This window comes from Porphyromonas sp. KLE 1280 (assembly GCF_000700805.1).
In the GTDB taxonomy this organism is placed as follows: domain Bacteria; phylum Bacteroidota; class Bacteroidia; order Bacteroidales; family Porphyromonadaceae; genus Porphyromonas; species Porphyromonas pasteri.
Genome location: NZ_KL362962.1, coordinates 488,507 through 500,412, shown reverse-complemented (window position 1 = coordinate 500,412; position 11,906 = coordinate 488,507). Strand labels below are relative to the sequence as shown.

At 53.8% G+C, this 11,906-nt stretch carries 9 protein-coding genes; 3 read left to right on the top strand and 6 right to left on the bottom strand.

Annotated features, from left to right (window positions below; all coding sequences use genetic code 11):
• Positions 1–10: 10 nt before the first annotated feature.
• From HMPREF1121_RS01950 to HMPREF1121_RS01925, 6 genes are all read right to left on the bottom strand, one after another.
• A complete protein-coding gene (locus tag HMPREF1121_RS01950) occupies positions 11–1,006 on the bottom strand; it encodes a D-alanine--D-alanine ligase (protein WP_044114422.1) in 996 nt (331 codons plus the stop codon).
• A gap of 423 nt (positions 1,007–1,429) precedes the next feature.
• Positions 1,430–2,623 carry an exo-beta-N-acetylmuramidase NamZ family protein gene (locus tag HMPREF1121_RS01945; protein ID WP_044114421.1) on the bottom strand — a complete coding sequence of 398 codons (1,194 nt, stop codon included), beginning with the start codon at positions 2,621–2,623 and terminating at the stop codon, positions 1,430–1,432.
• Entirely contained in the window at positions 2,624–3,466 is an 843-nt protein-coding gene (gene murI / locus HMPREF1121_RS01940; protein WP_044114420.1) for a glutamate racemase, read from the bottom strand.
• 18 nt (positions 3,467–3,484) lie between these two features.
• Complete coding sequence (locus HMPREF1121_RS01935; protein WP_044114419.1) at positions 3,485–4,072, bottom strand: chromate transporter; 588 nt, start codon at positions 4,070–4,072, stop codon at positions 3,485–3,487.
• Positions 4,069–4,650: a chromate transporter gene (locus HMPREF1121_RS01930; RefSeq protein ID WP_044114418.1), complete on the bottom strand. Its 582-nt coding sequence runs from the start codon at positions 4,648–4,650 to the stop codon at positions 4,069–4,071. The genes HMPREF1121_RS01935 and HMPREF1121_RS01930 overlap by 4 nt, the downstream gene beginning before the upstream one ends.
• A gap of 136 nt (positions 4,651–4,786) precedes the next feature.
• Positions 4,787–6,844: a M13 family metallopeptidase gene (locus HMPREF1121_RS01925; RefSeq protein ID WP_084151901.1), complete on the bottom strand. Its 2,058-nt coding sequence runs from the start codon at positions 6,842–6,844 to the stop codon at positions 4,787–4,789.
• Positions 6,845–7,812: 968 nt separating this feature from the next.
• Between HMPREF1121_RS01925 and HMPREF1121_RS01920 the strand changes: the two genes are divergently transcribed.
• The 3 genes from HMPREF1121_RS01920 to HMPREF1121_RS01910 all read left to right on the top strand — a co-directional run bounded on the left by HMPREF1121_RS01920 (position 7,813) and on the right by HMPREF1121_RS01910 (position 11,878).
• A complete protein-coding gene (locus HMPREF1121_RS01920) occupies positions 7,813–9,969 on the top strand; it encodes a S46 family peptidase (protein ID WP_044114417.1) in 2,157 nt (718 codons plus the stop codon).
• Positions 9,970–10,278: 309 nt separating this feature from the next.
• Positions 10,279–10,869 (top strand): hypothetical protein, encoded by a 591-nt coding sequence (locus tag HMPREF1121_RS01915; protein ID WP_009433042.1) that lies wholly within the window; start codon positions 10,279–10,281, stop codon positions 10,867–10,869.
• Between the two features lie 28 nt (positions 10,870–10,897).
• A complete protein-coding gene (locus tag HMPREF1121_RS01910; RefSeq protein ID WP_044114416.1) occupies positions 10,898–11,878 on the top strand; it encodes a DUF2764 family protein in 981 nt (326 codons plus the stop codon).
• Positions 11,879–11,906: the final 28 nt, after the last annotated feature.

The following is an 11,906-nucleotide window of genomic DNA, read 5'->3' as shown; positions in this document are numbered from 1 at the left end:
TGGTGAAAGGTTAGGAGAGATGATCCTGGATAAGGTCCGTCAGCAGGTCCTGCATCGTCAGTCCTGCAGCCTTGACCTGCTGGGGGATGAAGCTCGTGGGGGTCATGCCTGGGGTGGTATTGACCTCGAGGAGGGTTGGGCGTCCATCGGCTTCGATGATGTAGTCGACACGGATGATACCGCGGGCATCGATGTGCTGATAGATCTCACGGGTGAGCTCTTGTATCAGCGCCGTGAGCTCGGGGCTAATGCGTGCGGGGGTAATCTCCTCGACTGCGCCGTTGTACTTAGCCTCGAAGTCAAAGAAGCTATTCTTGGGCACGACTTCTGTCACGGGGAGAGCCGTGATGGTGTCGCCAATACGATAGCACCCACAGGTCACCTCTGTGCCTGCAATGAAGCGCTCGAGGAGGACCTCATCGCATTCGTCAAAGGCAAGGGCAACAGCCTTGTCCAGTGCCTCAAGGCTCTCAACTTTTGAGGTCGCTACACTGGAGCCTCCAGCATTAGGCTTCGCAAAGAGAGGAAGGCCGAGGCGCTTGATAAGCTCTTCAGAGGAGGGGCGGAAGCCATTGCGCAGCAAGCGTACGGAGTCAGCTACACGCAGGTTCGGGTAGGTGGAGAGGTAGCGGTTGCAGTAGTATTTATTGAAGGTCAGTGCTTCGGTGAGCGTGCCACCCGTATTGTAGGGGACGCCGACGAGGTCAAGGTAACCCTGCAGGAGACCGTTTTCTCCGGGCGTGCCGTGCACGGTGATTAGGGCATAGTCGAGCTTGATATGCTCACCTCGGAGGGTAAAGCTGAAGTCGCACTTATCAACTAGGATAGGTTCTTTCGTCTCTTCTCCATCGGGGCGTACATACCATCCATCGCGCTCAATGACGATGAGGTAGGGGGTAAATCGGCTACGATCAATCCACGAGAGAAGGCCTGCTGCGCTGCGCAGAGATACGGCGTATTCGCCAGAGAAGCCACCAGCGATAACGGCGATATTATATCGTTCCATAGGGTGTATGGGTAACTTGGTCGTATATGAATGAATAATTATGCTAAGACAAAAATACAGCTTTCACGGCTGAAAACCCACCCGGTGGCATGGTGACGTAGCTCTTCTCTGCATAATGATGCCCTTGGGTTTCTACGGGGAAGCAGTATGGCTTTGAGCATGCGTGAGGCTATAGGGATGAGTGATACGTATACCTTGTCTGGGCAAAACGTATACGTTTCATGCCCAAGACGTATACGTTTTAAGCTCGAAACGTATACGTTTTCACCGTAAGACATATACGTTTTGTCCGCGAAACGTATACGTTTCACTCGTGGAGGGTATACGTCTTACTCTAAATCGCTCGTAGATGGCGTTTTACTTCATGAGAAAGCCCCGACATACGTGCTGTATGTCGGGGCTATTAATTCAGGAGGAAATGCCTTAGCGGTAATCGGTGTAGAGAAGGTAGCGAGCTCGCTTGGCTTGGAAAGCCTTGAGGCCTGCTTGCCATGAGGCACGTATTTCGTCTTCGCTAAGACCAGAGCTTAGCTGCTGTCGGAGCTTCTTTGTCCCAGCTAAGAGGTCGAAGAGTTGGCGCTGATTGATCAACTGAAGCCCCAGACTATCTGCCTTGCGATAGTAGTCAAGGAGCGGGGCGAGTGCGATCTGTCGCTTGGGTAGGCTGACCGAAGTGTAGTCAGTACCGTAGCAGAGCTTGCCCTTGTGCCGAGGGTTGCTGTCCTCGCCGAGCTTGATCTGAGGGGTATAGACGATGCTACCGAAGCGCTTGTCGGGGTAGCCGATAGCTTGGAAGGGCTTCGATGTGCCACGACCCACACTCATGATAGTTGCCTCGAAGAAGCAGAGCGAGGGATAGAGCTCGATGGAGCGACTATTGGGGAGGTTGGGGCTTGGGCGTACGGGCAGTTCGTAAGGATCGCCATGAGACCAGCCATCCATAGGGATGACCTTCACGTGGCAGGTATTCCCTCCTCTTAGCCAGCGCTCCCCATCGATCATCAGAGCCAGCTCTCCGACGGTCATCCCATGGGCTACAGGCAGTGGATCTACGCCAATGAAGGAGCGACAGTCGGGCTCCAGTATCGGGCCATCAATGAAGTCATTGGGGTTGGGACGATCACAGACGACGAAGGTCTTCCCCTTTTCGGCGCAAGCCTCCATGAGGTAGTGCATCGAGGAGATATAGGTATAGAAGCGCGTACCGACATCCTGCAGGTCGAAGACGAGGAGGTCGATATCGGCGAGCATCTCGGGGGTAGGGCGCTTGCGCTGCCCGTAGAGGCTCACCACGGGAAGCCCCGTCTTTTCATCCACGCCGCTACGTACATTCTTCCCTGCATCGACCTTACCACGAAGACCATGCTCGGGGACGAAGAGACGTACGATATTGACGCCTTGGGAGAGAAGGGTATCTACAAGATGCGTACCCGTACTGCCGACGAGCGAACTCTGATTGACCATCAGCGCGACGCGCTTACCCTGGAGGGTGGGGAGGAGGAGCTCCATGCGCTCAGCACCTACGGTGACGGGAGTGGGAAGCTTTTGTGCACGAGCAGAGGCAGCCCAAGAGAGGGCACCTGCGAGGAGGAGAGCAAAGGTCTTCTTCGTCATCATCTATCCAGTGATCTTGACGCGGGTGGCACGGACCTCTGTTCCCGTGAAGATGGAGGCTAATTCTTCGAACTTCTCGGGGCACTCGGTCGTGCGGTAGGATATCTCACCACCTTGACTCAGACGATGCTCCATCTCGGGATGTCGGAGGAGGTAGTCTGCCAGCGAAGAGGCTACGAGTTCGCCCTGCGAGATGAGCTTGATGGACTCAGGGAGGGCTTCTCTGATCTTCGGACGAAGGAGCGGGTAGTGCGTGCAGCCTAAGATGATGGTATCGATCTTCGGGTCACGCTGCATGAGTTCGCTGGTGTACTTCTCGACGAAGTAGTCTGCACCAGGCGCATTGCTCTCTCCGTACTCGACGAGGGGTACCCACATGGGGCAAGCTTGCTCCTCTATGGTGACTTCGGGGAAGAGCTTCCCGATCTCGGTCGCATAAGAGTGTGAGGAGACCGTGCCTGGTGTGGCGACGACACCGACATGGCGACTCTTCGTGAAGCGAGAGATCGCCTCTACGGTGGGGCGGATGACGCCGAGGACACGACGGGTAGGGTCGTCGGAGTAGGGCAGGTAGTGCTGCTGGATCTCACGAAGTGCCTTGGCCGAAGCCGTGTTGCAAGCTAAGATGACCAGTGGACAACCTGCGTCAAAGAGATACTTCACGGCCTGGAGTGTGAAGTCATTGATGACGTCGAAGGAGCGTGTGCCGTAGGGCGAGCGAGCATTGTCCCCGAGGTAGATGTAGTCGTACTGAGGGAGCTGTCGGCAGATCTCAGAGAGTATGGTGAGCCCGCCGTAGCCCGAGTCAAAGACTCCGATAGGAGCGGGCGTCGTAGGATGAGACATATAGTGAGGTATCGGGTGTTAAGCTGGGACGAAGCTATAGAAGACCATACCGAAGCATCCAGCCAATGCCAAGATGAGCAAGGGGCTGACACGGAAGCGGAAGACGGCGATGAAGGCTATAACGAAGAGCGAGAGACTGACGATGAACTGCGTAAGCGATGTGTCGGGCGTACCAAAGTTCTCTGCTGTCATCAGCACCATAGCCGCTGCTGCGACGAGCCCAACGACTGTAGGACGAAGTGCACCGAAGACGCTCTTCAGCAGGGGACTATCCTTATGCTTCAGAAGGAAGCGGCTGACGAGCATCATCAGGATGAAGGGTAGCCAGAGGATGGAGAAGGTCGCGAGGAGCGAGCCTAAGAAAGCCATGGCGGGTGGGTACCCCGCGTTGAGTACCGAGGTATAGCCTACGTAGGTGGCCATATTGATACCCAGAGGCCCAGGGGTCATCTGGCTCACGGCGACGATGTCGGTGAACTCAGCTGCGTTTAGCCAACCCTCTTTCGTGACGACGTCGTCCTGTATGAGGGAGAGCATAGCATACCCGCCACCGAAGCCGACGATACCGATCTTAGAGAAGATGAGGAAGAGCTCGAGGAAGATCATTGGGCATCTGTGTTAGAGCGTCGTCTCTGCAGATAACCATAGATCCACCCTGCGATCCCCGCGATGAGGATGATGTAGACTGGAGAGACGTCGAAGAAATAGATGAGGACGGCCGCTACGAGAGGGATCCATATCGTATAGCGGGAGAGTGATGCGGAGTGTGCCATCGAGAAGACGGGAGCCGCGATGAGTGCTACCACTACAGGACGTATCGCACGGAAGGCATATTGTACGAGTGGAAGCTCCTTGAACTGCTGAAAGACTGTCGCGAGGATAAGGATGATGATGAATGAGGGGAGGACGTTAGCTACCGAAGCGATGATGGCGCCACGTAGCCCACCGAGCTTATGCCCGATATGTCCAGCCATGTCGACAGCGAAGATCCCTGGGGTAGCTTGTGCTACAGCCAGGATGTCGAGGAACTCCTCTTGCGTGAGCCACCCTGTACGCTTGACGATCTCGTGCTCCATCATCGGGATCATAGCGTACCCTCCTCCGATAGTCGTGATGCCTATCTTGAAGAAGATGCTGAAGAGCTGCGATAGCTCTTGGCGAGTTAGATTCTTTGTTGTACTCATTTTGCGGCACAAAGATACGACCTTATGATGGAAGAGGATATTAAGACAAGTGCCCCCGCAGGAGAGATTCACTCTCGTGCGGGGGCACTACATTATATATAAGGTAGGGTGGGGAAGCGAGCTCCCCTAAGCCTTACTACCAGACGACGACACGATCCTTAGGAGCGATGTACATCTTGTCAGTTGGGCGGATATTGAATGCCTTGTAGAAAGGATCGATATTCTTCAGCGCCTGGTTCACGCGAAGCAGACCGAGGCTGTGAGGGTCAAGCTTCGTGAGGCGACGGATTTCGGCCTCCGTGATATTCTGCCCCCAAAGGCGAGCATAGGCGATGTAGAAGCGCTGAGCAGGCGTGAAGCCATCGATCTTAGCGACCTGCTTGCCTTCGTTGGCCATCTGCAGAGCGAGGTAAGCGATGGTGAGACCGCCCTGGTCAGCGATGTTCTCTCCGAGCGTGAGCTCCCCATTGGCCTTGAGACCTGGAGCGACGGTGACAGCAGAGAACTGCTTAGCGAGGCGCTGCGTGGTGGCTTCGAACTTCTTACGGTCTTCGGGGGTCCACCAGTTGTTCATGTTCCCATCCTTATCGAAGTTAGATCCTTCGTCGTCGAAGCCGTGAGTCATCTCGTGACCGATGACGACACCGATCGCGCCATAGTTCACGGCGTCATCTGCATCCATATTGAAGAAGGGAGGCTGCAGGATACCTGCGGGGAAGCAGATCTCGTTAGTCGTGGGCATATAGTAGGCATTGACCTCCTGAGGGCTCATGAGCCACTTCGTACGGTCAACGGGCTTGCCGAGATCCTTGAGGTTGTCTGCCTGCATGAAGCGTGTAGCAGCCTCGAGATTCTGGTAGTACGTCTTGCTCTCATCGATGTCGAGGGCGCTGTAGTCCATCCACTTGTCGGGATAGCCGATCTTGATGACGAAGCTGCTCAGCTTCTCCTGTGCACGCTTCTTCGTCTCAGGGCTCATCCAGCTGAGGGCTTCGACGCGCTGACCGAGTGCCTTCTGCAGGTTGTGCACAAGCTCGATCATTCGCTCCTTAGCTTCAGGAGAGAAGTAGCGCTTGACGTATACTTCACCGAGAGCTTCGCCGAGGACGCTCTGTACGACACCTATGCTGCGTCTCCAGCGTGGGTGCATCTCCTTGCGACCGCTGAGCTGCTTGCCGAAGAAGTCGAAGTGAGCTTGGACGAAGTCATCACTCAGTGAGTTGGCAGCACCGCTGATGGTACGTCCCGTGAGGAAGTCACGTAGGTCCTCGACCTTAGCTGAGGAGTACCACTTGTCGAAGGCCTTGAAGAAGTTCAGCTGCATGAAGTTCGCCGTGGCGACGTCAAGGCCACGCAGACGAAGGTAGCCGCTCCAGTCGAAGCCCTTATTATCACGAGCGAAGTCAGCGATCGTCACGATGTTGTAGTTCTTCTGTGAGTCGCGCAGCTCCGTGTTGGAGTAAGAGAACTGGGCCAGCTCCGTCTCGATACGAATGGTAGCCTTGGCGATGCGGCTGGCTTCGGCATCGGAGTAGCCCGAGAGCTTGAGGATGCGGACGAGGTAGGCTTCGTAGCCGGCGAGGATCTGCTTGACTTCGGGGGTAGACTCGACGTAGTAGTCGCGCGAACCGAGGCCAAGAGACGTCTGCGTGAAGAGGAAGATGTTCATGGTACTATTCTTCTCGTCAGCTGCGACGCCCGTGCCGAAGAGGCAACCCTGACCATAGACCTGGTCCTGCTGAGCGATGTGCTTGAGGAGATCCTCCTTGGTTTGGATTCCCTGAAGGGCTTGGAGCTCGGGGATAAGGGGCTTGTAGCCCTGGCGATTGCGCTCAGCGCTATCCAGAGACTGCTTGTAGAGGACGGCGACACGATAGTCGTTCGTGCCCTTAGTCTGAGGCTTAGCGATAAGCTTCTCTACGATGTGGCGGATCTGCGAAGTAGCTGTATCCTGAAGGATGTCGAAGGTGCCGAAGCGGCTGTAGGCAGGCTTGAGGGGATTCTTGCGTATCCAGCCTCCGTTGCTGTAGCGGTAGAAGTTGTCCTGAGGGCGTACCTTTCGGTCCATGTCGGAGAGGCTGATGCCTGGGACCTTCTCGGTCTTGGTCTGCTGAGCACTGAGGCTGGCGGGAAGAACTCCCTGTGCCAAGAGCGCGCTGAGACCAAGCGTGATGAGTTGCTTTTTGATCTGCATAATGGATATTAATTGTAGTGGTCGTGCGAGAGAAGCCCCGTGGGGAAGGGGCAGCACCGCTGTGTGCCTCTGCAAAGGTACACCTTTTCACTACGTGTTATACGGGGATTGTTGCTGTATTCGTATGCAGAGTCTTGTTCTCTATTTATTCTGCTAAGGCATCGCACGCCCAGCTCCCCGATACTCCTCTCCGAAGTGATCAGGAAAGCCCTTCTACTTATTGCGCGTATTCCTCTTGTCTAGCGGAGGGAAAAGTGCTGTCCTTATGAAGAAAAAAGCGCCTTCACGTAGTGGTTTTGCTCTGTCTATGCACGTAGTCTTAAAGACCAGGCACGCAAATCCAAATATCCACGTACGTAGATATTAGATCCACGTACGTAGCCCAAACTTATCTGCCACTCGTCTGCAACTTTTATCCCTACACGGGGCAATTACCTAAATAGAGGTCGCTTCACAAAGCTATATGGGAATCAAGAGAAAGCTATATGAGAACATTGCACGGCATCTCAAAGGAGGGGCTTGGGCAAGGGTAGGGAGGGGCAAGATATGGCCTCTCGGAGCAGACCGTATACGTTTGGCGAGCAAAGGGTATACGTTTTGTGATGAAAACGTATACGTTTCGCAGTCAAAACGTATACGTTTCGAGCGTAAAACGTATACGTTTCAGGCACGAAACGTATACGTCTTGGGCAGTACCGAATTTGCCTCCTCCAGCCACGGAGCTTAGCTGCTTTATTTTAGAGGAATAGATGAGGTGAAGGAGCTACTTCGCTTCCGCCCTCCGTGTGGGTCGCTTGGTCCTCTGCCTATGGTGGAAGGAGGGGCTTCCCCTTAGAGCTTGTGAGGGCCGTACATCATGGTGGGAGAGCGCCTTTCTATAAGGGTCGCCCATTATAATTCGTATCTTTACACCGCACACCTGTAGCGTGCAGTATTAAAGTCCTACAGATATTACAGATCGTAAGTCTATGAATCAATTTCTAAAGAAGGGGCTCGTGCTGGCGACCGCCGCCCTCTCTATCGGCTACCAAGCAAAGGCTGATAAGGGGATGTGGCTGCTCAACGAGCTCACGCGAGAGAACGTCGCTCAGATGAAGGAACTGGGCTTCCGTCTCCCCATTGACTCCCTTTACAACCTGGACAAGCCCAGCGTGGCCAACTCCGTTGTAATCTTCGGTCGTGGCTGTACCGGGGTCACTGTCTCCAGCCAAGGTCTTATCTTCACCAACCATCACTGCGGCTTCGACGCTATCCAGTCGCAGAGCACCGTCGACCACGACTATCTCCGTGACGGCTTTGTCTCGCAGAGCTTCTCTGCAGAGCTCCCCATCGAAGGGCTCACCGTGAGCTACCTCTCCTCTATCCGTGACGTCACGAAGGAGATCCTGGCTCAGCTCAAGAAGCCCAAGAATGAAATCGAGCGCCTCTCGCAGATCCAGAAGATCTGTCAGAGCCTTGAGGCTGCTGAGAGCAAGCGCCTCAAGAGCGAGCACAAGCGTGTACAGGTACGCCCCTACTATGCCAACAACAAGTACTATCTCATTACCTACGATGTCTTCAGCGACGTACGTCTCGTATTCGCTCCTCCAGGATCTGTAGGTAAGTTCGGCGGCGATACGGACAACTGGATGTGGCCCCGCCACACGGGTGACTTCTCTGTCTTCCGCGTCTACGCTAACAAGGACAATGCTCCAGCCAACTACAGCAAGGACAACGTCCCCTACAAGCCCAAGTACCACGCTACCGTATCTACCGAAGGCTACGAGAAGAATGACTACGCGATGACTATCGGCTTCCCTGGATCGACCTCGCGCTACATCCCTTCCTTCGCTGTAGAGAACCGCATGAAGGATCAGAACGATCCTCGTATCGAGGTGCGTGGCATCAAGCAGGATATCTGGCGTGCAGCGATGAATGCTGATCAGGCTACCCGCATCAAGTATGCCTCTAAGTACGCCCGTAGCTCCAACTATTGGAAGAACTCTATCGGGATGAATAAGGCGCTCGTCAAGCTCGGCGTCCTCGATCAGAAGCGCGCAGAAGAAGCCTCCTTCGAAGAGTGGGTAGCTGCTTCGGGCAAGAAGGCTCAGGCTTACAAGGGTATTCTCGCCGAAATGGAAGGTGCCTACAAGAAGCTTGGTAACATCGAGCGCCAGTCTATGTACCTGCGCGAAGCCCTGATCGGTGGTACAGAGATCGTCTCCGCTGCACGTGGTCTGGGTGATCCCGCAAAGATCAAGAAGCTCGCTTCTCAGCCTAAGGAGCAGCTCGCTCAGATGATCAATGATCTCTACAAGGACTATGTGCCTGCACTTGACCAGAAGGTCCTGCCTGCTATGCTTGATATCGTACGTCAGCGCGTCGATGCTAATCGCGTAGCTCCGATCTTTGACCTTATTAATAAGGAGTATGGTGGCGATACGAAGGCCTATGCTGATGCGCTCTTCGCTAATAGCGTCGTCCCCTACAAGGATAAGCTTCTTGCGACCCTTCAGCAGCCCAATGCTGCCGAAATCCTAAGCAAGGATCCCGCTGTCCTGCTTTCGAATAAGGTGTGGGAGATCTATACGGCCTTCTCTAACGAGCTGAAGCCTCTCTACGAACCTATTGATCGTGGCAACCGTCTTTACTTCGCTGGCCGTCGTGAGCAGAACCCCTCCAAGCCTATGCCCAGTGACGCCAACTCAACGATGCGTATGAGCTATGGTACGATCAAGGGTTATAGTCCCGCTGACGCTGTAGAGTATGACTACTTTACCACCAGCCGTGGTATCCTCGAGAAGAATAACCCCGAGTCTACGGAGTTCAATGTCTTCCCCTCCTTCCTTGAGCTGATCAAGAAGGGTGATTGGGGTCGTTGGGCAGATAAGAAGGATGGTAAGCTTCACGTAGCCTTTATCTCGACGAACGACATCACAGGCGGTAACTCCGGTAGCCCTGTCTTCGATAAGAATGGTCGCGTATTCGGTCTGGCCTTCGACGGTAACTGGGAAGCTATGAGCGGTGATATCGAGTTCGAGCCCAACCTCCAGCGTACGATCGTAGTCGATATCCGCTACGTCCTCTTCACCATCGATAAGTGGGGCAAGTGCTCCCGCCTGATCGATGAGATGACGATCAAGTAGCCCCACGGGTACTACAACTATAAAAGAGGCGCCTCTTACCACTTGGTAGGGGCGCCTCTTTGCTGTGTTAGCGAACTTAACTCATTTTAATCTCCCAGCCTTGCAATATGTCTGGTTAATTGGCTAAAATGTGGTAATTAGAGAGGTATAGAAATGGAGTTGAGATCCCGTATATTTAGGGCGTTTGATCTTTGTTTTGCACGGGCTTTAAAAGGCCTTTGTTATCTAAATAAATTCCTTAACTTTGCTATGCACGAGTGAAGAGCCCTTCACCCATAGCACCAGTAGACAAAGTAAACACAATCAGATATGGATGCTAAGATTCAAGAACTGACCGAGAAGATCTACAACGAAGGCGTCAAGCAAGGCCAAGCCGAAGCAGATCGCCTTATCGCTGAGGCTGAGACACGCGCTGGAAAGATAGAGGCAGATGCCACAGCCCGCGCCGAAGAAATCATCAAGTCTGCTGAGCGTCGAGCCAGCGAGCTAAAGAAAAACACAGAGTCAGAGCTTCGCCTCTATACGGCACAGCTCGTCGATTCCCTCAAGAGTAGTATCTCCGATCAGATCCAAGGCGAGGTCGCTAAGAGTAGCGTACAGGCACTGTCATCTGACCCCGCCTTCATCCGAAGCTTCATCCTTAAGATCGCAGAACGCTTTGATCTCACTCGTGGCGTAGAGATCTCCACCGCTGATGCAGAAGGCCTCCGCTCCTACTTCACCTCCCACGCTAAGTCCCTGCTTGAGTCGGGCGTTTCGATTCGCTCTGTAGCTGGTAAGCCTACAGACTTCTCCATCGCTCCCAAGGATGGTAGCTTCAAGGTACAGTTTGGCGAGGCTGAATTTATTGAGCTTTTCAAGAGCTTCCTCCGCCCCGAGATGAACCAGATGCTCTTCTAACCTACGCTATAAATTAAGGAGAGCATTCATGGCTAAGTATTATGCACTAATCGCTGGACTACCCAATATCACGGTAGATAGCCCCAAGCCTCCGTTCACTACTGCAAGCTTCTACGAAGAACTCCTCCCTATCCTCACGAAGCAAGATCTCCAGTTGCTGGAAGTCCTGCGTCAAGAAGCACTGAATAAAGAGCTTCTTAATTGGATCGTCGCAGGAGAGCTTACTCCACCAGAGCAAGAGCCTGAGCAAAGCTATGAGGTGGACTACTCAGGGGAGGCCGCGGAGGCATTGAGCCCAGAGATAATTCGCCTGCAAGCTCTACAGTCTGTGTCTGCAGCGGCTAACCAAGGAAAGCGTAATCCGCGCCCCAAGGTGGTCCCAGACTATATCTCTCGCTTCGTCTATGATCTCTATCACCGTGAGGTGAAGAGCGATGAACAAGATAGCTCTGAAGCTGTAGCACCACGCCTCTTCGATGAGATCGGTAGTGATCGCTTAGCATTGGAAGACTTGATCGCCAGCTACTACTATGATTCGGTCGCTGATTCAAGTAGCGCCTTCCTCACAGAATGGTTTGCCTTGAATAAGAATATCCGCAATATCTTAGCTGTCTTCACCTGTCGCCGCTTAGGCTGGGATCCCCAGCGCTATCTTGTCGGGAAGGGTGAGGTGGAAACACAGCTCCTGCAGTCGAAGGCTAAGGACTTTGATCTTGGGGAGAAACTTCCCTACCTGCCTAAGGTCCTTCAGATCGCAGAAGAGCGAGATATCGCACGCCGAGAACGCTTGATCGACCTACTGAAGTGGCAGTGGATGGATGAGTGGACCTTTGTCCGAGTCTTTGATATCGACAATGTACTCTGCTACTATCTCCGCCTTGGAATCCTCGAGCGCTGGGCTAACCTCAATGAGACGAAGGGAGAAGCAACTTTCCGTAATATCGTCCATTCGCTTAAGGGTGAAAGTGCCCAGGTACTCCAGGACTTCAAGAAGGCTCAGAGACGCTAAGCTACATACTCAGAAAACAGAATAATCA